Below are 23,031 nucleotides of genomic sequence, written 5' to 3'. Positions count from 1 at the left end.
GAGCGCAGCGCAATCCAGGCTAAGGGTCTGAAGATGCAGCCTTACGCCGCCTTGCCGCCCATGTACTCCGGCAGCCAGCGCTCGAACGACTTGCGCAGTGCATCGATCGTGACAGGCGCCTCTCCTGCGATCGCGATCGCATCGCCACCGGTGGTGCCGATACGCACGCAAGGCACCTCGCAGCCGCGCATCTTGGCCAGCACACGGCCGGCTTCGGTTTCCGGCACGGTGACGAGGTACCGCGCCTGGTCCTCGCCGAACCAATAGGCCTGCGAGACCAGCGAGGTCGGGGCCGCCAGCAGCTTTGCGCCAATGCCGCTCGCCATCGCCATTTCGGCAAGCGCGATCAGGAGGCCGCCGTCGGAAAGATCGTGCACCGCGGTTGCGGTGCCCGCATGGATCATGCCGCGCACGCAGTCACCGTTGCGCTTCTCGGCGGTAAGGTCGACCGGCGGCGGCGCACCTTCCTCGCGACCGCAGATGTCGCGCAGGTACACGGACTGGCCGAGCCAGCCATGGGTCTCGCCGACCAGCAGGATCGCCTCGCCCTCGGCCTTGAAGGCGAGCGAGGCCGACTTGGTGAAATCGTCGAGCAGGCCGACGCCGCCGATCGATGGCGTCGGCAGGATCGCGCGGCCGTTGGTCTCGTTGTAGAGGGAGACGTTGCCTGAGACGACCGGGAAGTCGAGCGTGCGGCAGGCTTCCGAGATGCCCTTCAGGCAGCCGACGAACTGGCCCATGATCTCGGGCCGCTCAGGATTGCCGAAGTTGAGATTGTCGGTGATCGCGAGCGGTTTGCCGCCGACCGCGGTAATGTTGCGCCAGGCTTCCGCCACCGCCTGCTTGCCGCCCTCGAACGGATCGGCCTCGCAATAGCGCGGCGTGACGTCGACAGTCAGCGCAAGGCCCTTCGGCCCGTCCTGCACGCGCACCACGGCGGCATCGCCGCCGGGGCGCTGCATGGTGTTGCCGAGAATGACGTGGTCGTACTGCTCCCAAACCCAGCGCTTGCTGCACATGTCGGGCGTGCCGATCAGCTTCTCGAGCGCCGCGCCGAGCGCCATCGGCGCCGGGACCTCGCGGGCATGCACGACCGGCAGTGCAGCTGACGGCACATGCGGGCGGTCATAGAGCGGCGCCTCGTCGCCGAGCTCCTTGATCGGCAGATCGGCCATGACGTCGCCGCCATGCTTGACGACGAAACGCTTGCTCGGCGTGGTGTAGCCGACCACGGCGAAGTCGAGGCCCCACTTTTTGAAGATGGCCTCGGCCTCCTTTTCCTTCTCAGGCTTGAGCACCATGAGCATGCGCTCCTGGCTTTCCGAGAGCATCATCTCGTAGGCGCTCATGCCCATCTCGCGGGTCGGCACCGCGTCGAGATCGAGATCGACGCCGAGATCGCCCTTGGCGCCCATCTCCACCGCCGAGCAGGTCAGGCCCGCCGCGCCCATGTCCTGGATCGCGATGACGCAGCCCTTCTCCATGATCTCTAGGCAGGCTTCGAGCAGCAGCTTTTCAGCGAAGGGATCGCCGACCTGCACGGTCGGACGCTTCTCCTCGGACTTGTCGTCGAACTCGGCCGAGGCCATCGAGGCGCCATGGATGCCGTCGCGGCCCGTCTTGGAGCCGAGATAGACGATCGGCATGTTCACGCCGGAGGCCGCCGCATAGAAGATCTTGTCGGCATCGGCGAGGCCCACCGCCATCGCGTTGACGAGGATGTTGCCGTCATAGCGGGTGTGGAAGCGCACCTGGCCGCCGACCGTCGGCACGCCGAAGGAATTTCCGTAGCCGCCGACGCCGGCAACCACGCCCGACACGAGATGCCGGGTCCTGGCGTGCTCGGGCGCGCCGAAGCTCAGCGCATTGAGGCAGGCAATCGGGCGCGCGCCCATGGTGAAGACGTCGCGCAGGATTCCGCCGACGCCGGTGGTCGCACCCTGATAGGGCTCGATGTAGCTCGGGTGGTTGTGGCTCTCCATCTTGAAGACCACGGCCTGGCCATCGCCGATGTCGATCACGCCGGCATTCTCGCCGGGGCCCTGGATCACCCAGGGCGCCTTGGTCGGCAGGCCGCGCAGATGGATGCGCGAGGATTTGTACGAGCAGTGCTCGTTCCACATCGCCGAGAAGATGCCGAGCTCGGTGAAGGTCGGCTCCCGTCCGATCAGCTTCAGGATGCGCTCGTACTCGTCGGGCTTGAGCCCGTGGGCGGCAACCAGCTCGGGGGTGATCTTGGGTTCGTTCTTCATGGATTCGGAGCTTTCGGCGGCGTTTTGCCGTTCTTAGGAAGATCGGACGGCTTCGAAAAGCCCTTTATGGCGCATTTTCCCGCTGTCCCACGTTTTGCAAGGTGGGTCGGCGGGAACGGGAATTGCAAGGCGCCGACGGATCGGATTTAAGGGCTAAAGACCCGTAATTGAAGGCCCATTTCCTTGCACGAATTGACCAAAGTCCCCTCCACCCGCCGCCCCGACCTGCATGTCGCCACCGAGGGCGAGTTCAGGGGTTGGCGGACCTGGATTCGCGACAGTTTTGAGAGCCATATCGGCCCGTTCTGGCACAAGATCGAGGACGACGGCAGCGTCCGCTGCGCCTTCCGGGTCGAGAAGAAGCATCTGAACGGCTCCGGGAACGTCCATGGCGGCTGCTTCATGGCCTTCGCCGATTATTGCCTGTTCGCGATCGCCACCCACGAGCTGGACGGCCCGGCCGTGACCACCAATTTCGCCTGCGATTTCCTCGATGCCGCCCGCGAGGGCCAGCTGGTCGAATGCACAGGCGAGGTCTCCCGCGCCGGCGGCTCGCTGATCTTCCTGCGGGGCAAGCTGGCGTCTGCCGGCCGGCCGCTGTTCACCTTCTCCGGAACGATCAAGCGGGTGAAGCGGAAGCCGGCACTACAGGCAAACGCATAGCTCGACAGCTTCCCTTTTCGCGCCCCCTCGCCCAGACTTTGTTGGAAGCGCTGCTGCGCGGGGAGCTATCGCAAGGTGCCGAAGAGCACGTCGCCGGGCCACATAGCGGCCGCAACATTGTCATCGCCGTCCAACCCCTCCACCGGCGCGCGCACCTGGCGCGATTACGCGCTGCTGTTCGCGCTCGCCTGCTGCTGGAGCTCGACCTACCCGCTGGCCAAGCTGGCGCTTCCCACGATTCCGCCCATCACCTTCATCTCGGTGCGCTCGCTGATCGCGGCCGCCTTCCTGTTTGCGATCCTGTGGGTACGCGGCGTCAGGGTCCCGACCGACCTCAAGGCCTGGAAGCTGTTTGCGACGCAGCAGTTGATCAACTCGACCTTTCCATTTCTGGTCATCACCTGGTCGCAGCAATATGTCCCGGCGTCCAACACGGTGGTGCTGGCCTCGACGACACCGATCTTCGCATTCCTGATCACCTCACTGATCACGCGGCATGAACCGGCAACGCTGCTGAAGCTCGTGGGCGCGATCCTGGGTCTTGCCGGCACCGTCGCCATCATCGGTCTCGACGCGCTGCACGGCTTCGGCAGCGACATCATTGCCGAGATTGCGATCCTGCTCGCCACCATCTCCTTTGCCTGCGCGACGATCTTCGGCCTCAGGCTGTCCGATTACGACCCGATGGTGGTGGCGGCCGGCTCGCTGCTATTCGGCGGTCTCGTGCTGCTGCCACCGTCACTGATCGTCGACCAGCCCTGGACGCTGCATCCGACAGCAACCGCAATCCTTGCCACCATCGTCATGGGCATCGTCTCCAGCGCACTCGGCTTGATGCTGTTCTACATGTGCCTCGGTCGGCTCGGCACGCTGACCACGAATGCGCAGGGGTATCTGCGCATCCCGATCGGAGTCGCGCTGTCGGTGCTGCTGCTCGGCGAGAGCGTACCGGCAAACCTGGCGCTGGGCGTGATGCTGGTGATGGCGGGCGTTGCCGCCATGACGGTGCCGGCGGAACGGCTGAAGCGGCTTACGCCGCCTGGTCGAGATGCGCGGTAAGGCCTGCAAACAGGCCGCGGCCGTCGGTGCAGCCCATGATGTCTTCGACGTGGTTTTCCGGGTGCGGCATCATGCCGAGCACGTTGCCCTTGTCGTTGACGAGACCGGCGATCGAATGTGCCGCGCCGTTGATGTTGTTGGCCTCGTCGACCACGCCATCAGCCGAGCAATAGCGATAGAGCACACGTCCCTCGCCTTCGACCCGCTTGATGGTCTCTTCATCCGCCTCGTAATTGCCCTCGCCATGGGCGACCGGCACGCGAATGACCTGGCCGGCATTGTAGCCGCGGGTAAACGGCGTGTCGGAACGCTCGACGCGCAGATGCACGTCCTTGCAGATGAACTTCAGCCGCGCATTGCGCATCAGCACGCCGGGCAAAAGACCGGACTCGCAGAGGATCTGGAAACCATTGCAGACGCCGAGCACGAGGCCGCCCTTGGCCGCATAGTCGCGCACCGCATCCATCACAGGCGCCCGCGCCGCAATCGCACCACAGCGAAGATAATCGCCGTAAGAGAAACCGCCGGGCACAACCACGAGATCAGTGCCAGCAGGCAGCGAGGTCTCGGCGTGCCACACCATCTGGGGCTCGTGGCCCGAGATGAGTTTCAACGCACGCGCCATGTCGCGCTCGCGATTGATTCCGGGGAAGACGAGGATGGCGGCTTTCATTGGAGAGGGACCTTCGAAAAATCCTGCGAAGCCTCAGGCAAGAGTTGTCTTTGCGCCGACATTTCTTGCCCGCAGGCCCGCATTTCAAGCAGGTGTTGGTCGATTGAAGATACGACCTTCTCAACGTCGCGTAGGATCATCAGAGCAAGATCAAGAAGCTCTTGCTTAGTGACCCGATCCGTCAAAGCAGTTCGACCCGATAGTTCTCGATCACGGTGTTGGCGAGCAGCTTGTCGGCGGCGTCCTTCAGCGCGGCTTCCGCCTTGGCCTTGTCGGCGCCGGCGAGCTCGATGTCGAACACCTTGCCCTGGCGGACGCTGGCGACGCCGTCGACGCCGAGCGATTTCAGCGCGCCTTCGATGGCCTTGCCTTGCGGATCGAGGATACCGGTCTTCAGGGTAACGGTCACACGTGCCTTCACGTCGATATTCCTCTTAGCTCTTCACCAGCACGGGACCCGTGCCCTGCGGACGCTCGTTCTCCATGAGGATGCCGAGGCGCTTTGCGACTTCGGTATAGGCCTCGAGCAGTCCACCGAGGTCCCTGCGGAAACGATCCTTGTCGAGCTTCTCGTTCGACTTGATGTCCCAGAGACGGCAGCTGTCCGGCGAGATCTCGTCGGCGACGATGATGCGCATCATCTCGTTCTCGAACAGCCGGCCGCATTCCATCTTGAAGTCGACGAGGCGGATGCCGATGCCGAGGAAGAGGCCGGTGAGGAAATCGTTGACGCGGATGGCGAGTGCCATGATGTCGTCGATCTCCTGGGGCGTCGCCCAGCCGAACGCGGTGATGTGCTCTTCCGACACCATGGGGTCGTTGAGCTGGTCGTTCTTGTAGTAGAATTCGATGATCGAACGGGGCAGCTGGGTCCCCTCCTCGATGCCGAGGCGCTGCGACAGCGAGCCGGCGGCAACGTTCCGCACCACCACTTCGAGCGGCACGATCTCGACCTCGCGAATCAACTGCTCGCGCATGTTGAGCCGACGGATGAAGTGGGTCGGCACCCCGATGTCGTTGAGGTGCTGAAACAGGTACTCCGAGATCCGGTTATTGAGGACACCCTTGCCCTCGATCACCTGATGCTTTTTGGCATTGAACGCGGTAGCGTCGTCCTTGAAGTGCTGGATCAGGGTACCGGGCTCCGGACCTTCGTAAAGAACCTTTGCCTTGCCTTCATAAATGCGACGCCGACGGCTCATTGGGATGTACCGTGTTTTGTTGAAATCCATGTATTTGGTGTGCTCCGGTTACCAGGTTACGACCCACAGCGGAGCTGCCGTGAACGGCCCGGAACCCGTCTATAACTCTCGGAAACAGAACGGGAACCAAGCCTTCAGGCAACCTATCCGATTGGCTGTCCCAGCACAATCGATCCGGCCCATCCGACGCTGACTTATACCGCCTTGCCTGCGGCTTTACGGCTCGTTGTTTCGCCGATCATGCCCTTTATCTAGGCATGCAGAGGGGCCCTCGCAACGAGGAGGGCCCACGTCCATAGCCCTGAGGAATCGGAAGACGCATGAGCGAATTCAACAAGCGCGAAGAAGGCTTTGAGAAGAAGTTTGCCCTCGACGAGGAGCAGAAGTTCAGGGCGGAGGCCCGCCGTAACCGTCTGCTGGGGCTGTGGGCGGCCGAAAAGCTCGGAATCACGGGCGAAGCCGCCACCGCCTATGCCAGGGAGGTGGTCGCAGCCGATTTCGAGGAGGCCGGCGATGGCGACGTCCTGCGCAAGGTCATGGCCGATTTCGCCGCCAGGAACGTGGCCGTCACCGAGCCGACGATTCGGGCCAAGATGAGCGAGCTGATTGCGGTCGCGGCGGCCGAGGTGAAGGGCGGCAAGTAATCCCAACAGCGCGCGGCGGATGGGCCATGGAAGGCCCGTGAGCCGCCCGCCTCCCGGGCTTGCAGCCAGCCCCCGGCAATGCCAAATGGGCGGCATGTCTCAGGATCACATCTCCAACGTCCTCGCCCAACGTTACGCCTCGCCTGCCATGCGCGCCATCTGGAGCGGCGAAGGCAAGGTCCGCCTCGAACGCGACTACTGGATCGCCGTGCTGAAAGGCCAGCGCGATCTCGGTATCCCGGTGCCCGATGGCGTGATCGAGGCTTACGAGCGCGTCAAGGACCGGGTTGACCTCGACTCCATCATGCGGCGCGAGCGCATCACCCGCCACGACGTCAAGGCGAGAATCGAGGAGTTCTGTGACCTCGCCGGTCACGAGCACCTGCACAAGGGCATGACCAGCCGCGACCTCACCGAGAACGTGGAGCAGTTGCAGGTCTATCGCGGCCTCCAGCTGATCGAGACCAAGAGCATCGCCGCGCTCATTCGCTTTGCCAAGCACGCCAAGCAATTGCGCGACATGCCGTTCACGGCGCGCACGCACAATGTGGCCGCGCAGGTCACGACGCTCGGCAAGCGCATCGCCATGTTCGGGGAGGAGATGCTGGTGTCGCACCAGAGCCTCGTCAGCGTGCTCGACAGCTATCCCGCGCGCGGCCTGAAGGGCGCGGTCGGCACGCGGCTCGACCAGATCACCCTGTTCAACGGCGATGCCGGCAAGGCACGCGCGCTCGAACAGCGCATTCTCGTCCATCTCGGCCTGCCCAAGAGCTTCGATGCGGTCGGCCAGGTCTATCCGCGCAGCCTCGACTTCCGCGCCGTCAGCGTGCTCACCGAGCTCGCCAGCGGTCCCGGCAATTTCGCCAAGACGCTGCGGCTGATGGCGGGCCACGAACTCGCCAGCGAAGGCTTTGCCAAGGGCCAGGTCGGCTCGTCCGCGATGCCGCACAAGATGAACAGCCGCTCCTGCGAGCGCATCAACGGCCTGCATGTGGTGTTGAAGGGTTATCTCGCGATGGCCGCTGGCCTTGCCGGCGATCAGTGGAACGAGGGCGACGTCTCCTGCTCCGTCGTGCGCCGCGTCATGCTGCCCGACGCCTTCCTCGCCATGGATGGCCTGCTCGAGACCCTGCTCTCGGTTCTCGACCAGATGGAAATATTTGACGCCGTCGTCGCGACCGAGCTCAACCGCTATCTGCCCTTCCTGCTCACCACCACGGTGATGATGGAGGCGGTGAAGAAGGGTGCGGGCCGCGAAGGCGCGCATGAAGCGATCAAGGAGCATGCGGTCGCCGCCATCAGAGACCTGCGCACCGGCAAGATCGTGCAGAACGATCTGCTCAAGCGCCTCGCCGCCGACCAGCGCCTCGGCCTCAGCGAAGCCGAGCTGAGCCAAGTGCTCGAGCACGGCCGCGCCAATTCCGGCGACGCCGGCGCCCAGGTCGATTATTTCGCCGAGCAGGTCGACGCGCTGGCCAGGGCGAAGCCCGAGGCGGCCAAATACACGCCGGGCGCGATCCTGTAAGCGAATAGCGACGTGCGAGTAGCGAACGGTTCGCTACTCGCCATTCGCCTCTTAGCCCTCCTTGAAGCCGTATTCCGGCACGTTGCCGCTAGCGCCGTAATATTTGTACGGCAGGAATTTGCCTGACATCGTGATCTTGACGCGATCGCCCTTCGGGTTGGGCAAACGCTCCATCACCATGTCGAAATCGATCGCCGACATGATGCCGTCGCCATATTCCTCCTCGATCAGCGCCTTCCAGGCCGGACCGTTGACCATCACCAGTTCGTAGAAGCGATAGATCAGGGGGTCGGTCGGCGGCATCGGCATGCCGCGCATCGGCGTCTCATTCAGCATCGCGGTCTCGGCTTTCGACAAGCCGAACAGCTCGGCGGCGTTGGCGGCCTGCGGCTTCGTCAGCTTCATCTGGCCGAGGATCGCGCCTGTTATCAGCACCTCGGAATAGCCGCCGATTTTTTCGCAGATGTGTTTCCAGCTCCAGCCCTTCTCGCGCTTGATGTCGAGCAGCTTTTCGGTGAGGTCTTCGCGTTTCATGCAGGTCTCCGTTGGTCAGGCATGTGATGGGCCTGCCGCTTTCGGAGGCACGAAACGTGCCAATAAATGAGGCTTATGGCTGCAAAGTTTCCGTAAACCGCCTGACCGCCTCCAGCACCGGCCGGTGATCGCCGGCAAAGAACCAGTGATCGTGACCGTCGAGCTCGACGAACTGCGCACCGGGAATCCGGCTCGCCACGTCACGGCCTGCCGCGATGCGCACGGCCTTGTCGCCCTGCCGGTGCAGCACCAGCGTCGGCACGGTGATTTGCGGCAGCAGGTGCCGCACGTCCGCATCCCGAAACGCTTCCAGCACCGCCGAGATGCCGCCGGGACTAGACGCCGCGCGCAATAGCCCCGCCCACCAGGCGCGCGCCTGCGGATCACCTGCAAGGCTCGGCGCAAAGGCTTCGATCCCGACCGGTCCGCCCCATTGCGCGACGAGTTGCCTGCGCCAGGCATCGTACTGGCTGGCGCGCAGCGCGTGCGGATAGTCCTCCGCCCAGCACCCCTTGGCCAGCGCGCCGAACAGAATAAGCCCGGCGACGCGGCTGGGCTGATCGACAGCAAACTTGACGCAGGCTGGACCGCATTCAGAGGCGCCGAACAGCACGACGCGGCGCGACTCCGCCGCGCGCAGCACGGTGCCGATATCCTCTGCCGTGACGTCGATGCCGGGGGCCGCTCCGACCCGATCTGACAATCCGATGCCGCGACGATCAAACACGATGAGGCGCCCAAGCTTCATCAATGACGCCAGGAACGTCCGGCTTGCAGGATGCTCCCAGACGCGCTCCACATGCGAGACGAAGCCGGGCATGACGAGGATGTCGAGCGCGCCACTGCCGTAAGTCTGATACGCCAGATGCACGCCCGAGCCCTTGACGTAGCGCGTCGTCGGCACCGCCTGCGCTGTAGCAGCAGGGCTCATCAGCGCTTCGGTCTCGGCTTCCGGCACGACGCCGAGCTCATCACGCAGCCGCTGCGTCAGCGCCGCATGGTGCCGTTCCGCCGCGCTGCGATCGCCTGACAGCAGCAGGCTGCGGATCAGATGCCGGCCATAGACTTCGCTGAGCGGATCGAGCTGGACGAGACGCCCCGCATACGCGGTCGCGGCGAAATGGTCGCCGGCCGCATTCTTGTCCTGCACCAGACGCTCGAGTGCATGCACAAGCCGTCCCCGTAGCGCCTCGCGACGAAAGAACGCCCAATCGTCAAACTCGGGAGAGTCCTCCGGCGAGAAGCCAGCGAGGAAGTCGCCGCGATAGATCTGGCAGGCCTCTTCAAACGCAGCACGGTCGCAGGCGGTCTCGAACTGATGCGAGTCAACCGTGAGCGCGACCGCCGGGGACCAACGCATGCTGGTACGGTCGGTCTCGAAAACCGGCTCGCCGAGCGCGAGCTCGATGCGATGAAGCAGCCGCCGCAAGCGCGCCAGCCCGGTCTCGCGGTCGGCCTCGGGCCACAGCCACGTGGCCATGACGTCCCGGCTGACGGCGCCCTTGGCCTCCGCAAGGTAGACCAGCAGCGCAAGCCCCTTGCGCAGGGCCAGCTTGATCGGGCGGCCATCGGCATGGACCTCGGGGAACCCGAACGTCCCAAGCGAGAAAGCCGTCATGGAATCCTTCCTCCGCTCGGGGGACGCACAGGGGACGGTCGAGCGGTAGCCATCGAACCAGATCGAGCCCCTTCGCCAGCGGGCGATCTAGGCTCCTGCATGCGGCACCGCCGTGTCTGGCACAATAGGAAAAAACATGGTCTCGCGCCTTCTGATCCTGCTCTACGCGCTCGTGAGTTACGCCCTGTTCACGGTCTCATTTCTCTATGCGCTCGGTTTCGTCGGCAATTATGTCGTGCCCAATTCAATCGACAAGTCGATCGATGTCGGCAGCACGGCGACCTTGAACGAAGCCATCATCCTCAACCTGTTGCTGATGGGTCTGTTTGCCGTCCAGCACAGCGTCATGGCACGCCCGGCGTTCAAACGATGGTCGGCCCAATTCCTTGCCCCGGCCTGCCAGCGCAGCACCTATGTGCTGCTGTCGAGCCTGATCCTCATTCTGTTGTTCTGGCAGTGGCGTCCGATCCCGACTGTGATCTGGCGGACTGACGGACCTGCGGCCTTCCTGCTGACATCAGTGCATTGGCTCGGCTGGCTGATCGCATTCGCATCCACTCACATGATCGATCATTTCGATCTGTTCGGCGTGCGCCAGGCGTTCGTCGCGTGGCGTGGAGCCAAGATACCAGGTCAATCGTTCCGAACGCCCCTGCTCTACAAGATCGTACGGCATCCGATCATGCTCGGCTTCCTGCTCGCATTCTGGGCCACGCCCGTGATGACTCTTGGCCATCTCCTGTTCGCGCTCGCAAACACCGCCTACATCCTGGTCGCGCTTCAGTTCGAGGAGCGGGATCTGATCGCCGAGTTCGGCGCGACTTACCAGGACTATCGCCGCCGCGTTCCCATGCTGCTGCCGCGCCTGTTCGCGCGCCGCCAGACGAAAGGAGCGCCGCGATGAACGCGATGTTTCCGATCCCTAACATGTCTGCAGAGGCCGCCACATTCGCCGATACGCTCGACGGGCTCGACGTCGGTGTCTATCTCCTCGACGTGGACGGGCGGCTCATTCACACCAATACGGCCGGCCAAGCTCTCCTCGACGCGCGTGACATCCTGCACGAGGCGCGCGGACAGCTCGCGGCCTGCGATCCCGTCGTCAACCACGCGCTGCGGCACGCCTTCACGTCCGCCCTCGACGCCGGCGGCGTAGCCGTGCCGATGACGGGGAGCGATGGGCAGCGCTATGTCGCACATGCCCTGCCGTTGGCCTCCGGCGCGCGGCGACGTGCGGGCGCAGCCTACGCCGCCGTCGCGGCCCTGTTCGTTCGCAAGGTCGCGCTGATGGTCCCGCCCCGATCCGAGGTGATCGGCAAGGCCTTCAGGCTGACGCCGACCGAATTGCGCGTGCTGCTCGCGATCGTCGAGCTCGGCGGCGTTCCGGAAGTGGCCGCGGCATTCGGCGTTGCCAACACGACGATCCGGACGCACGTCAATCGCCTGTTTGAAAAGACCGGCGCAGCGCGGCAGGCCGATTTCGTCAAGCTCGTCGCGGGATATGCGACGCCGCTCCGCGACATGGGAGATGTGCGATGAGGGCCGTGCTGTGCAGCTCCTTCACCGGTCCGCAGGATTTGCGGCTCGGTGAGATCGCCGAGCCGAAGCCGACGGGCGACGAGATCCTGATCGACGTCCATGCGGCCTCCGTCAGCTTCATGGACCAGTTGCTGGTCTCGGGCCTCTACCAGATGCGGCCACCCTTGCCCTTCGTGCCCGGCACGGAAGCCTCAGGTGTTGTCGTCGCTGTCGGCGACAAGGTCACGCGATTCGCGCCCGGCGATCGCGTGGCCTGCAGCAGCTGGACCGGCGGCTACGCCGAACGGATGGTCGCCAAGGAATCGAAGGCCGTGCATCTGCCTGACGGCGTTGCCTTTGACGCGGCAGCAACCGTGCTGCATGTCTACGGCACCGCCCATTATGCGCTGGTCGAGCGCGCGCGGGCGCAACGCGGCGAGACCGTGTTGATCACGGGCGCCGCCGGCGGTGTCGGTCTCGCCGCAGTCGATCTCAGCCGTCATCTGGGCCTGAACGTCATCGCCGGCGTCGGCTCTGACGACAAGGCCACGCTGGTGCGCCGCTACGGCGCCAGCGAGGTGGTCAACTATCGTAGCGAGGATCTGCGTGAGCGGATCAAGTCCATCACATCGGGCCAAGGCACCGATCAGGGCATCGATATCGGATTCGACAACGTCGGCGGTGCGATCCTCGAGCAGATGGCCGCTGATGAACTGGGGCGGCCGTCTCATGCCGATCGGCTTCACCAGCGGCACGATACCCTCGATCCCGATGAACCTGCCGCTCCTCAAGAACTACGCCATCCTCGGCGTCTTCGTCGGCGCCTGGGCCGAAAAGTTTTCCGTTGAGGCCGCGCGCATGAACGACACGCTGATGCAATGGCTGGCCGAGGGACACATCCGCCCGCATATCGACCGCGTCCTCCCTTTGGAGGACGCCAGCGAAGCCATGCGCGCGGTAGCGAACCGCACGGTTCAGGGAAGAATTGTGCTCAGGATCCGATAGAGTGCGCGCGGAACTTCAAGACAGGAAGAAAACTTGACCGAGATCGTCATCGACAAGCGCTTCTGCGGCCCGCCGAACTCCGGCAACGGCGGTTATGTTTGCGGCCGGCTGGCCCAGCACATTCCCGGGGCTGCCGAGGTGACGCTGCGCGCGCCGCCTCCCCTGGATACGCCCCTCGGTGCGATCGCGACCGATGACCGTACATGGGAGCTTCGCGACGGCATCAAGGTTGTCGCGACCGGTCGCGCGGTGAGCGTCGAGCTTCCGCGGCTGGAAACAGCCAGATTCGACGAAGCCTGCGCCGCCGAATTGCTGACGCCCGTCAAACCGCACGAGCATCCGCTACCGACCTGCTTCGTCTGCGGCCCCGCGAGGGCCAAGGGAGACGGCCTGCGCATCTTCGCCGGACCGCTCGGACTTCGTGCGCAGCCTCCCGTTCTCGCGGCGAGCTGGATTCCCGATCAGAACTTGACCGCCGACGACGGCCTCGTCGCCTCAGAATTTCTCTGGTCGGCGCTCGATTGTCCCACCGGCTTCGCCTGCAATTGCGATCCGCAAAGCAACGCCGTCGACAAGACGCCGCTCCTGCTGGGACGAATGTCAGCGCGCATCGAATCCCGCCCGCGTGCCGGCGACCGCTGCATCATCACCGCCTGGCCGACCGGCCGCGACGGCCGCAAGCGCATGGCGGAGGCCGCGCTGCATGATGAGGCCGGGAGGTTGCTGGCGGTGGCCCGCACCACATGGATTGCCGTCGAACGCGACGTGCAGCTCGGACGCGGGTGACGCTACACCAACGTCTTGGAAAATCCCGCCGCGAGATGATCGATCAGCGCGCGAACGGCGCGAGGCAGGCCGCGTCGAGTGGTGAACACGAGATGCACCATGCCGCGATGACCGCGCCATTCCGACACCACATGAACGAGCCTGCCTTGCTCCAGCGCGTCCCGGCAGAGATGATCGGGCAGTAGCGCGACACCGAGGCCCGCAACCGCTGCATCGCGCACCGCGCCAAAGTCGCCGCAGCCCATGCGCGGTTCGTGCTTGTGAATGCGGGCCTGCCCATCGTCGGTCTGCAGATGCCATTCGACCAACGTGTCGTCATCTGACGTTGCCAGTGTCGGAAGCACGGCCAGATCATCCAGCGTGCGCAACCGGCTCGCCAGCTGGGGGCTCGCGACAAGGATGCGCCTGGACGTGCCGAGCGACCGCATCGTGAGCGCTGCATCGCCCGTGAGCTCGGACCGCACGCGCAAGGCCACATCGATCCGCTCCTCGATCAGGTCGATAGGCCGGTCGATGGCGACGAGTTGCAGACGCACCTTGGGATAGCGGATCAGGAAGCTCGAGATCAGCGCGGAGATCTCCGCAACCATGCCGGTCGGGCAGCTGAAACGAACGCGGCCGTGAGGTTCGGCCTGCGCCTGCGTCACCAGCGCCTCGGCCTGCTCGGCTTCAGCAAGGATCGCGCGGCAGCGCTCGTAAAAGGCTTGCCCCACCTCGGTCACGCGGAAACGCCGGCTCGATCGCTCGATCAGGCGCAAGCCCAGGCGCTCCTCCAGCCCGGCAATCCGCCGGCTGAGCTTTGACTTGGGCTCCCGCAAGGCCCGCCCCGCAGCCGCGAACCCGCCATGGCCCACCACCTCGGCAAAATAGGCGAAGTCGTTCAAATCGGCCTTCATCGTTCTTCTCATGGAACGCTAAGTACCATATCAGGCGACTACTCGCATCATCGTTCTGAATACATCTACGTCGGGCAACGGCACTTTCGCCGCAGCTTCCAACGGAGACGGACGATGACGGATAGGTTCAACAACAAGGTCGTGGTGGTAACCGGCGGCACCAGCGGTATCGGCCTCGCCACCGCCAAGGCCTTCGCAGCCGAGGGTGCCTCGGTGTTCATCACCGGCCGTCGCAAGGATGCGCTCGAGGCGGCGATGAAATCGATCGGCGGTCGAGTCACCGGCGTGCAGGGCGACATGGCCAATCTCGCCGACATCGACCGGCTCTACGACGCCGTTCAGAAGAAGCACCAGCAGATCGACGTGATCTTCGCCAATGCCGGCGGCGGCGAGTTCGCGCCGCTCGGCGCGATTACCGAGGAGCACTACCAGCGCACGTTCGACACCAACGTGAAGGGCGTACTGTTCACGGTGCAGAAGGCGCTGCCCCTGCTCCGCGACGGCGCGTCCATCGTGTTGAACGCGTCGACCACCAGCGTCTCCGGCACGCCGGCCTTCAGCGTCTATTCCGCGACAAAGGCCGCCGTGCGCAACTTCGCACGCAACTGGATCCTCGATCTGAAGGACCGGCACATCCGCGTCAACGCAGTCAGCCCCGGCGTCACCGAGACGCACGGACTGAATCATCTGTTCGGCGGCGGTGAGCAAGCGGAGGGCACCAAGACCCAACTCGCCGCGCTCATCCCGGCCGGTCGGGTCGGCCAGCCCGAGGAGATCGCCAAGGCCGTGCTGTTCCTCGCCTCCGATGATGCAAGCTTCGTCAACGGCATCGAGCTCTTCGTCGATGGCGGTCTCGTTCAGATCTGACGCAGTTCGTTGGGTGGGCACGCTATCGCTTTGCCCACCCTACAAGACCAATGCAGTTTGGAGACAACCAATGACCCGAACCAACACATCGACCGATCGCATCCACGAGCTGCTTCACCGCAACCTTCAGGAGGTTTTCGGCGAGGGCGACGCGAAGCGCCGCCGTGCCGCAATCGACGAACTCTGGACCGAGAACGCCGCCCTGTATGTCCCGCCAGGTGTCATTGTCGGCCGCGACGCGATCGACAAGTTCGCCGGCGATCTGCGGGCCACGCATCCCCACTTCGTCTACACGCCGATTGGCGAGCCGCAGGCGCTTCACAACGCCGGACGGCTGGCCTGGTCATCAGGTCCGCGCGGCGAAGCCCCTGATTACACCGGCTGGGACGTCATCATCGTGGAGAACGACAGGATCGCTGCGCTATATGTGTTCCTCGATCCGCCAGGGAAGTGACGGCGCATACGCGGGGTGGATTGCGCCTTCGGCTAGCTGACCAATCACCCTACAGTTTGCGCTTCGCAATGAAGGTGCCGTTCGGCTGATGATAAACGAGTTCCTCGATCGCGCCGGACGGGCCGCGGCGGAATTCGGTGCGGTAGCCGTCGAGCTGGACGATGCTGAACGTCGCGCCCTGATAAGGCCGCAAACGGTAGAGCGGCACGAACGGAATTTTCAGCGTAAGCTCGCCCTCGGCATCCTCTGTGACGACGTGGGTCTGGTCGCCGCGAATATATTCGCCGACGCAGGCCGACCGGAACGCGGGGTCAATGCATTCGCCCGCGGCGGCGCGCGTGAAGACGATGTCCGGCACCAGCACCTCGAGCTGGGCCGAGAGACTCGCAATGCTGCCGTCGCGGTCGGTCGCAAAGGTGATCACGAGATCGTCCGGATTGAGGTCTCCCAACACGTAAGGCAACTGGAACGAATCGTAGTGCCGGTGTGCGAGCTTCGCCTTCGTGCGGCGCCAGGCCCAATGCAGGCTGTCGCCGTCTTGTGTGATGACAACCCGGCCATAGGCCGGGTGCTCATAGGCGCCGCAAAAATCCGCGAGATCATGGCTGGGATTCGTATTCAGCTTGCGCGCCGTCGGCTTCGCCGCATCGTCGCTTTTCTGCTGCGCCAGCGCTTTGCGGCGCATGTCGCGCAGGCGGTCCAGCCACGACACCGGTTCGTTGCCGGCGAGATGATCGTGAATGCGGTTGATCAGGATGCTGTGCACCGGATTGCCGCCGGTGTTGGTGAAGACGGCGATGCCGGTGTTTCGCGCCGGGATGAGGCGCATCAGCGTGCTCCAGCCGAGCCAGCCGCCGGAGTGTCCGACCACGCGCTCGCCGCGGTAGGCGGTGTTGTTGAAGCCCAGCCCGTAGTGCGAATGGCCGAACTCCTGCCACTCCGCAGCGCCTGAGAAGACGCGCGGCGATTGCATCTCCCGGATCAGCGTAGACGACAGCAGGCGTTCGCCGGCAAATTCGCCCTCGGCCAACAGGAATTTCATCCAGTTGGCGAGGGCGGCAACCGAGGTGACGATGGCGCCGGCGCCCGTCGTGGTGATGGGGAAGAACTTGCTGCGCGAGCGCACGTCGCCGCGTTCCACCAGATAGGGAACGGCGGCGTCAGCGGCAGCGGCGTACTCCTCTGCTGAAAAGCCGACCGACATTCGCAGTTTATCGGTCAGCCGGGTGCGGACGAAATCCTCATAGCTCTGACCGCTGATGCGCTCGACGACAAGGCCGGCGACGTTGTAGGCGAGATTGTTGTATTGAAACTCGGTGCGGATGTCCCGGGCCGGCTCGAGGTGACGCAGCGCGCTCATCATCTCGCCGCGCGAGAGATCGGCTGGAATCCATATCCAGTCGTGGCGAGGCAGGCCGGAGTGATGGCTGAGCAGGTCGCGCACGGTGACTCGATCGGTCGCGATCGCGTCATGCAGGCGGAATTCGGGAATGCTGTCGCGGACAGGTTTGGTCCAGTCGAGCCGTCCCTCGTCCACCAGCAGCGCCAACGCCGTGGCGGTGAACGTTTTGGTGATCGAGCAGATCAGGAATTGCGTCTCTGGCGTCGCGGGCAGCCCGGTCTCGACGTCGCGCTGGCCCCACGCCCTGAGCAAGACCGTCTCGCCGTTTTGCACGACGGCGAGCGTCGTGGCCGGCACCTGCCACTCCGCCATCACCTCCGCAGCCAGCGCGTCGAGCTCGGGGATGAGGGCTGTGATGGTCGTGTCGCTTCGGGCAGATCGGCTGGACATGGCACGCTCTTTCTTCCGTTCGCCGCCACAACCGCTGGATGACGACCCGCAATGTTACAAATCGTAGCATTGACAATCCACCGATTGCAAGCCGAGGGCGAAGCGACATGGGTCACCGCTTCCGCCTTTGCGCTTCGAGCTACGGCGGCGCGGATCGTAACCCTCGCTACAAGCGAGGTCTCGGGTGGGCAAAGCGCAAGCGTGCCCACGACTTCTATCTCGGCTTCGCGCGGGGCAATGGTGGGACGTTTCGCTTTGCTCACCCTACGAGACCTGTGCGTGACGAGACCTACGCGCTCTGCTCCACCATCCCCTGCAGCCGCACCAACTCCGCCTCCAGATCCCGCTCCACATCCGCGGCCCGGATCTCCAGCACGCGATAATCGCGCGCCTCCAGCCATGCCCGCCTTGACGCGCGGTCGGCAGCGATGGTCTCGCCCTCGCCCGGGTTGACCAGCTCGATCGCGATCCGATGCGGGAACGAGACGAAGTCCGGGATGTGCCGCCCCACCGGGGTCTGGCGCTTGAACCCACCGGCGAAGCGGCGGTCGCGCGTGAGCGCCTGCCAGAGCAGGCGTTCGGCATCTGTCGGGTTGCGGCGGAGCAGGCGCGCGAGGCCGCGCACGGTCGAGCCGCTGTCGGGCGTGCCGCCGGCCTGCCCATGCTCGGCCAGCAGCGCACGCAGGCGCGTGGCTTGCTCGCCGTCGAGCACGCCGCCCTTTGCCGGGCCCTTGCGTCCCTCCGCGATCGCCATGACGACTCCATGGAGGGTGTGCATGTCCTGCTTGGTCGGCTCCATCCGGCTGAAAATGTTGCGCAGGTTGACCAGCATGGTGTCGCGCTTCTCGGCCGGGCGCAAAAATTCGACGCGGTCGAGCTCGCGGATGAGGTTGTCGAAGAAGGCCTGCATCTGGTGCTGCGAGGCGCGCTCGGAACGTTCAGGCATGGCGTGCGGCAGCTCGCCCGCCGTCGCCTGCTTGAACCATTCGTAGCCGACCAGCAGCACGGCCTGGGCGAGGTTGAGTGAGGCAAAGCCCGGATTGACCGGGAAGGTGATGATGCGGTTGGAGAGTCCGACCTCCTCATTGGTCAGTCCCCAGCGCTCGCGCCCGAATAGGATGCCGGCCTTGCCGCCGGTCGCCACATGCCCGGCGATCTCGCTGGCTGCGGCTTCCGGCCCCACCACCGGCTTGGCCTGGTCATGCGGGCGCGCGGTGGTGGCGAACAACAGGTCGAGATCGGCGACCGCCTGCTCGACCGTGTCGAAGAGTTCGACCTTGTCCAGAATGTGGTCGGCCCCGGCGGCGGCCCGCTGCGCGGCGATGTTCGGCCAGCCGTCGCGCGGATTGACGATGCGCAAAGCGCTCAAGGCAAAATTGCCCATGGCGCGCGCGGCCATGCCGATGTTTTCCCCGAGCTGCGGCTCGACCAGGATCACGATCGGGCCGTCGAGGGCGAGCCCTGCCTTGGTCTTGTCGGTGCCGGACATTCTCAGTTCACTTTCTGGTTCAGCGTTCGTCTCGTTCAGCTTCCGAAGGAGGTTGAACTCCAGTCCGAAGACGCTGATCCAAGCCCTCATCCACGCAGTCGTGCCGCCTTCCGTGCGGCGCAATTTCTTAAGCCGAGATAACAGGGTTAGCGGCGTTTGCGAAACCGCAATCGCACCTCAATTGGGGACGATTTCGCCGCCCGGCTTGCGCGCGCTTTGCTTTCGGATATGGCTATCAACCACAACCAAAGCGAAGCCGAAAGGCCTGAGCTGAAGCAACAATTGAGTGGGGGGATGGCGATGCTGAGCCGATGGAAATTGGCGCTTCTGGGACTGGTCCTGATCGTGGTGGGCGGCCTCATCGCCCATCTGACGCAAACCGCCGGCGGCGTCCGGATCCAGGATGTCAGGTTCAAGGGCGCCAAGGGCAACACCATGAGTGCGCTGCTCTACATCCCCGCGAATGCCACCGCGAAGACCCCGGCACCCGGCATCCTCGCCGTCCACGGCTACATCAATTCGCGCGAGACCCAGGACGGCTTCGCCATCGAATTCGCCCGTCGCGGCTATGTCGTGCTGGCGCTGGACCAGACCGGCCATGGCTATAGCGACCCACCCGCCTTCGCCAACGGTTTTGGCGGCCCCGACGGCCTCGCCTATCTCCGAAGCCTCGACATGGTCGACAAGGCGAATATTGGCCTCGAGGGCCACTCCATGGGTGGCTGGACGGTCCTGGCCGCGGCAGCCGCGATGCCTGATGATTACAAGTCGATGGTGCTGGAAGGCTCCTCGACCGGCAAACCTTTCGCTGCGGACGGCACCACGAGCTGGCCGCGCAATGTGGCGCTCGTGTTCGCCCAGTACGAGGAATTCTCCACTTTGATGTGGGGCGTCGACCTTGCCCGCGATGTCACCAAGAGCCCGAAGCTGTGGGCGATGTTCGGCACGCAGGGGCCGGTCGAGCCAGGCAAGGTCTATGGCGATCCGGCGGCCGGCACCGCCCGGGTGTTGTACACGCCTGCTATCACGCACCCGGCCGAGCACATTTCGCATGAAGCGATCGGCTACAGCCTCGACTGGTTCGCCAAGACGTTGCAAGGCGGCACGCCCCGGCCGGCCGACGACCAGATCTGGTTCCGCAAGGAGTTCGGCACGTTGATCGCGCTCGTCGGTTTCGTCGTGCTGTTGATCGGCACCTTCGACGGCCTGCTGGAGGCGCCGATGTTCTCCCGCCTGCGCCTGCCCGCCGTCCCCGACGGCAGCATGCCGCCCCATCAGGCCGCCGCGGGCCGGCGCTGGACCACGGCGTTCATCCTGTCCGCCTTCATCCCGGCGCTGACCTATTACCCGGCCTTTGCGCTCGGCGGTACCTTCGTGACGCCGTCAGCATTCCTGCCGCAGGGCATCACCAACCAGATCCTGGTCTGGGCCATCATCAACGGCCTGATCACACTGGCGCTGATGGGCTTCGCCCCGAAGCGCAAGAGCCGGGCCGGGCTGCTCGGCCAGTCGCTCGTGATCGCTGTCGTCTCGGTCGCGGTTGGTTATGCCGCGCTGTGGCTCACCGACCTCGCCTTCAAGATCGACTTCCGCTTCTGGATCATCGCGCTGAAGCTGATGAACCCGAAGCAGGTTCTGATCTTCCTGATTTACCTCGCTCCGTTCACGGCATTTTTCGTCGTGGCACTGCACGTGCTGCACCGGAATTTCTCGACCATGGAGGCGCCGCGGCTCGCGCTTTATCTGACCAATATCCTGGCGCTCACGTTCGGCTTCATCGTGCTGCTGGCCCTGCAATACGGCACGCTCTGGCTGACCGGGAAGCTGTTCAACCCGCTGCCCGACCCCGGCTTCGTGCCGCTCTCGACCATCGTCGCCATCCAGTTCGTGCCGCTGCTCGCCATCGTCGCCGTGATCGCGACCTTCACCTGGCGACGGACCGGATCGAGCCTGCCGGGCGCCCTGATCTCGGGCCTGTTCGTGACCTGGTACATCGTAGCAGGCACGGCCACCCAGGCCGCCTTTTAGAGGCGCTCCGGAAGGGCCCCGGATCGCGTGCGGGATGGGTGCCCAAACAAGGTGCTGCATCAGTCATTCCGGCCTCGCCGGAATGACTGATCTCGGCGAAAAGATGGGCTGAAAGTGCATAACCGCTCCGCTTCCGCCCGCCCCCGGGCGGTGCTATAGCGCGGGAGATTTCCACCACCAGTTCCCAAGAAGGCTTCTCCGATCATGGCAAAAATCAAGGTATCCAATCCCGTCGTCGAACTCGATGGCGACGAGATGACCCGGATCATCTGGCAGTACATCAAGGACAAGCTGATCAACCCGTTCCTGGATGTCGAGCTGCAGTATTTCGACCTGGGCATGGAGTACCGCGACCACACCAACGATCAGGTGACCATCGACGCCGCCGAGGCGATCAAGAAGGTCGGCGTCGGCGTCAAGTGCGCCACCATCACCCCTGATGAAGCCCGGGTGAAGGAGTTCAACCTCAAGCAGATGTGGAAGTCGCCGAACGGCACCATCCGCAACATCCTCGGCGGCGTGATCTTCCGCGAGCCGATCATCTGCAAGAATGTGCCGCGCCTGGTTCCCGGCTGGACCAAGCCGATCATCATCGGCCGCCACGCCTATGGTGACCAGTACCGCGCGACCGACTTCAAGTTCCCCGGCAAGGGCACCCTGTCGATGAAGTTCGTCGGCGAGGACGGCACCGTGATCGAGAAGGAAGTGTTCAAGGCTCCGGGCGCCGGCGTGGCCATGGAGATGTACAATCTCGACGACTCCATCATCGACTTCGCCCGCGCTTCACTGAACTACGGCCTGCTGCGCAACTACCCGGTCTATCTGTCGACCAAGAACACGATTCTGAAGGTCTATGACGGCCGCTTCAAGGACATCTTCCAGGACATCTACGACCGCGAGTTCAAGAAGGAATTCGAGGCAAAGGGCCTGACCTACGAGCACCGCCTGATCGACGACATGGTCGCCTCGGCGCTGAAATGGTCCGGCGGCTATGTCTGGGCCTGTAAGAACTACGACGGCGACGTGCAGTCCGATACGGTCGCGCAGGGCTACGGCTCGCTCGGCCTGATGACCTCGGTGCTACTCACCCCGGACGGCAAGACCGTCGAAGCGGAAGCCGCCCACGGCACCGTGACCCGTCACTACCGCGAGCACCAGAAGGGCAAGGAGACCTCGACCAACTCGATCGCGTCGATCTTCGCCTGGACCCGTGGCCTGTCGCACCGCGCCAAGCTCGACAACAATGCCGAGCTAGCGAAGTTCGCAAGCACGCTGGAGAAGGTCTGCGTCGACACCGTCGAAGAGGGCTACATGACCAAGGACCTCGCGCTCCTGGTCGGTGCCGACCAGCGCTGGCTCTCGACCACAGGCTTCCTCGACAAGGTCGCTGACAATCTCGTGAAGGCGCTCGCGGCGTAATTCGCCCGCGCATTATTTTCGCCCGGTCGGGGTTAAACATCATGATGGGCCGCGCGCAGGCGCGGCCCATTCGTTTTTTGAGAGCCCTTTGCGGAGATAGACTATGTTCGTCAAGTTTGCCGTCCCCTGCCTGTTGTCACTTGCGGCCATGATTGGACCAGCAGGGGCTGCGGAGCTTCCCGACGCCATCGCCGCATCGGGCGAGACCACGGTCCTCAGCGTCCACGCCGAGGGCGCGCAGGTCTACGAGTGCAAGGCCGGTGCCGACGGCAAGCTCGCCTGGGCCTTCCGCGAGCCGATCGCGACGCTGCTCTCCGAGGGCAAGACCATCGGCCGTCACTATGCCGGGCCGAACTGGGAGCATGCCGACGGCAGCGCCGTGGTCGGCAAGGCCATCGGCAACGCACCGGGCGCAACGGCTGCCGATATCCCCTTGCTGAAGCTCGAGGTTGCCTCCCGCCGCGGCAGCGGCGTGTTGACGCCTGTGACCACCGTCCAGCGCATCAACACCCATGGCGGCAAGCTAGACGGGGCCTGCGACAAGGCCGGCGAGTTCAGAAGCGCGCCCTACTCGGCTGAATACGTCTTCCTGAAAAAGGGCTGATCG

At 64.4% G+C, this 23,031-nt stretch carries 23 protein-coding genes; 14 read left to right on the top strand and 9 right to left on the bottom strand.

Features of this window, described 5'->3' with window-relative positions:
- Positions 1-41 precede the first annotated feature (41 nt).
- Positions 42-2,252: a phosphoribosylformylglycinamidine synthase subunit PurL gene (gene purL / locus L6637_RS29615; RefSeq protein ID WP_237865698.1), complete on the bottom strand. Its 2,211-nt coding sequence runs from the start codon at positions 2,250-2,252 to the stop codon at positions 42-44.
- Positions 2,253-2,435: 183 nt separating this feature from the next.
- Between purL and L6637_RS29610 the strand changes: the two genes are divergently transcribed.
- Both L6637_RS29610 and L6637_RS29605 read left to right on the top strand, forming a co-directional pair.
- The gene (locus L6637_RS29610) at positions 2,436-2,915 is read left to right on the top strand and encodes a PaaI family thioesterase (protein ID WP_237865697.1); all 480 of its coding nucleotides are present in this window, start codon (positions 2,436-2,438) and stop codon (positions 2,913-2,915) included.
- A 75-nt stretch (positions 2,916-2,990) separates the two neighbouring features.
- A complete protein-coding gene (locus tag L6637_RS29605) occupies positions 2,991-3,974 on the top strand; it encodes a DMT family transporter (protein WP_237865696.1) in 984 nt (327 codons plus the stop codon).
- On the opposite strand, the gene purQ is transcribed toward L6637_RS29605, so the two are convergent.
- From purQ to purC, 3 genes are all read right to left on the bottom strand, one after another.
- Positions 3,946-4,647: a phosphoribosylformylglycinamidine synthase subunit PurQ gene (purQ, locus tag L6637_RS29600; protein ID WP_237865695.1), complete on the bottom strand. Its 702-nt coding sequence runs from the start codon at positions 4,645-4,647 to the stop codon at positions 3,946-3,948. The genes L6637_RS29605 and purQ overlap by 29 nt on opposite strands.
- A 181-nt stretch (positions 4,648-4,828) precedes the next feature.
- A complete protein-coding gene (gene purS, locus L6637_RS29595) occupies positions 4,829-5,068 on the bottom strand; it encodes a phosphoribosylformylglycinamidine synthase subunit PurS (RefSeq protein ID WP_015685059.1) in 240 nt (79 codons plus the stop codon).
- Positions 5,069-5,081: 13 nt separating this feature from the next.
- Positions 5,082-5,849 carry a phosphoribosylaminoimidazolesuccinocarboxamide synthase gene (purC, locus tag L6637_RS29590; RefSeq protein ID WP_172782948.1) on the bottom strand — a complete coding sequence of 256 codons (768 nt, stop codon included), beginning with the start codon at positions 5,847-5,849 and terminating at the stop codon, positions 5,082-5,084.
- Between the two features lie 320 nt (positions 5,850-6,169).
- Between purC and L6637_RS29585 the strand changes: the two genes are divergently transcribed.
- Both L6637_RS29585 and purB read left to right on the top strand, forming a co-directional pair.
- Complete coding sequence (locus L6637_RS29585; protein WP_237865694.1) at positions 6,170-6,493, top strand: DUF1476 domain-containing protein; 324 nt, start codon at positions 6,170-6,172, stop codon at positions 6,491-6,493.
- A gap of 85 nt (positions 6,494-6,578) precedes the next feature.
- Positions 6,579-8,018, top strand: coding sequence for an adenylosuccinate lyase (purB, locus tag L6637_RS29580; protein ID WP_237872695.1), 1,440 nt, complete (start codon positions 6,579-6,581; stop codon positions 8,016-8,018).
- A 51-nt stretch (positions 8,019-8,069) separates the two neighbouring features.
- On the opposite strand, the gene cynS is transcribed toward purB, so the two are convergent.
- Both cynS and L6637_RS29570 read right to left on the bottom strand, forming a co-directional pair.
- Entirely contained in the window at positions 8,070-8,552 is a 483-nt protein-coding gene (gene cynS / locus L6637_RS29575; RefSeq protein ID WP_237865692.1) for a cyanase, read from the bottom strand.
- 73 nt (positions 8,553-8,625) lie between these two features.
- Positions 8,626-10,170, bottom strand: a complete 1,545-nt coding sequence (locus L6637_RS29570) for a bifunctional AfsR/SARP family transcriptional regulator/alpha/beta hydrolase (protein WP_237865691.1) — start codon at positions 10,168-10,170, stop codon at positions 8,626-8,628.
- A gap of 136 nt (positions 10,171-10,306) precedes the next feature.
- On the opposite strand from L6637_RS29570, the gene mddA reads away from it, so the two are divergent.
- Genes mddA through L6637_RS29545 form a run of 5 tightly spaced genes read left to right on the top strand, consistent with a single transcriptional unit; the run spans position 10,307 to position 13,479 of the window.
- Positions 10,307-11,074, top strand: a complete 768-nt coding sequence (mddA, locus tag L6637_RS29565) for a methanethiol S-methyltransferase (protein ID WP_237865690.1) — start codon at positions 10,307-10,309, stop codon at positions 11,072-11,074.
- Complete coding sequence (locus L6637_RS29560) at positions 11,071-11,709, top strand: helix-turn-helix transcriptional regulator (RefSeq protein ID WP_237865689.1); 639 nt, start codon at positions 11,071-11,073, stop codon at positions 11,707-11,709. The genes mddA and L6637_RS29560 overlap by 4 nt, the downstream gene beginning before the upstream one ends.
- Positions 11,706-12,536, top strand: coding sequence for an alcohol dehydrogenase catalytic domain-containing protein (locus tag L6637_RS29555; protein ID WP_237872693.1), 831 nt, complete (start codon positions 11,706-11,708; stop codon positions 12,534-12,536). Before L6637_RS29560 ends, L6637_RS29555 begins: the two co-directional genes overlap by 4 nt.
- A complete protein-coding gene (locus L6637_RS43045) occupies positions 12,418-12,693 on the top strand; it encodes a zinc-binding dehydrogenase (protein ID WP_477021266.1) in 276 nt (91 codons plus the stop codon). Before L6637_RS29555 ends, L6637_RS43045 begins: the two co-directional genes overlap by 119 nt.
- 33 nt (positions 12,694-12,726) lie before the next feature.
- Positions 12,727-13,479: a PaaI family thioesterase gene (locus tag L6637_RS29545; RefSeq protein WP_237865687.1), complete on the top strand. Its 753-nt coding sequence runs from the start codon at positions 12,727-12,729 to the stop codon at positions 13,477-13,479.
- Positions 13,480-13,481: 2 nt separating this feature from the next.
- Here the strand turns inward: L6637_RS29545 and L6637_RS29540 are convergent, their stop codons facing one another.
- Complete coding sequence (locus L6637_RS29540) at positions 13,482-14,375, bottom strand: LysR family transcriptional regulator (protein ID WP_237865686.1); 894 nt, start codon at positions 14,373-14,375, stop codon at positions 13,482-13,484.
- 114 nt (positions 14,376-14,489) lie between these two features.
- On the opposite strand from L6637_RS29540, the gene L6637_RS29535 reads away from it, so the two are divergent.
- Together L6637_RS29535 and L6637_RS29530 are read left to right on the top strand one after the other, a co-directional pair.
- On the top strand, positions 14,490-15,242 hold the full coding sequence (locus L6637_RS29535) for an SDR family NAD(P)-dependent oxidoreductase (RefSeq protein ID WP_237865685.1): 753 nt from the start codon (positions 14,490-14,492) through the stop codon (positions 15,240-15,242).
- A 70-nt stretch (positions 15,243-15,312) separates the two neighbouring features.
- Entirely contained in the window at positions 15,313-15,696 is a 384-nt protein-coding gene (locus L6637_RS29530) for a nuclear transport factor 2 family protein (protein ID WP_237865684.1), read from the top strand.
- 49 nt (positions 15,697-15,745) lie between these two features.
- On the opposite strand, the gene L6637_RS29525 is transcribed toward L6637_RS29530, so the two are convergent.
- Both L6637_RS29525 and L6637_RS29520 read right to left on the bottom strand, forming a co-directional pair.
- Positions 15,746-17,488 (bottom strand): serine hydrolase, encoded by a 1,743-nt coding sequence (locus tag L6637_RS29525; protein ID WP_237865683.1) that lies wholly within the window; start codon positions 17,486-17,488, stop codon positions 15,746-15,748.
- Positions 17,489-17,777: 289 nt separating this feature from the next.
- Positions 17,778-18,977: a TrmJ/YjtD family RNA methyltransferase gene (locus tag L6637_RS29520; RefSeq protein ID WP_237865682.1), complete on the bottom strand. Its 1,200-nt coding sequence runs from the start codon at positions 18,975-18,977 to the stop codon at positions 17,778-17,780.
- 300 nt (positions 18,978-19,277) lie between these two features.
- On the opposite strand from L6637_RS29520, the gene L6637_RS29515 reads away from it, so the two are divergent.
- The 3 genes from L6637_RS29515 to L6637_RS29505 all read left to right on the top strand — a co-directional run bounded on the left by L6637_RS29515 (position 19,278) and on the right by L6637_RS29505 (position 23,028).
- Complete coding sequence (locus L6637_RS29515) at positions 19,278-21,005, top strand: alpha/beta hydrolase family protein (RefSeq protein WP_237865681.1); 1,728 nt, start codon at positions 19,278-19,280, stop codon at positions 21,003-21,005.
- A 204-nt stretch (positions 21,006-21,209) separates the two neighbouring features.
- Positions 21,210-22,424: an NADP-dependent isocitrate dehydrogenase gene (locus L6637_RS29510; protein ID WP_237865680.1), complete on the top strand. Its 1,215-nt coding sequence runs from the start codon at positions 21,210-21,212 to the stop codon at positions 22,422-22,424.
- Positions 22,425-22,527: 103 nt separating this feature from the next.
- Positions 22,528-23,028, top strand: coding sequence for a DUF3455 domain-containing protein (locus tag L6637_RS29505; RefSeq protein WP_237865679.1), 501 nt, complete (start codon positions 22,528-22,530; stop codon positions 23,026-23,028).
- Positions 23,029-23,031: the final 3 nt, after the last annotated feature.

It is taken from the genome of Bradyrhizobium zhengyangense (genome assembly GCF_022012435.1).
Classification (GTDB): Bacteria; Pseudomonadota; Alphaproteobacteria; order Rhizobiales; family Xanthobacteraceae; genus Bradyrhizobium; species Bradyrhizobium zhengyangense.
Note: the sequence above shows the minus strand (reverse complement) of the source record. Positions and strands in the feature narration are given on the sequence as shown.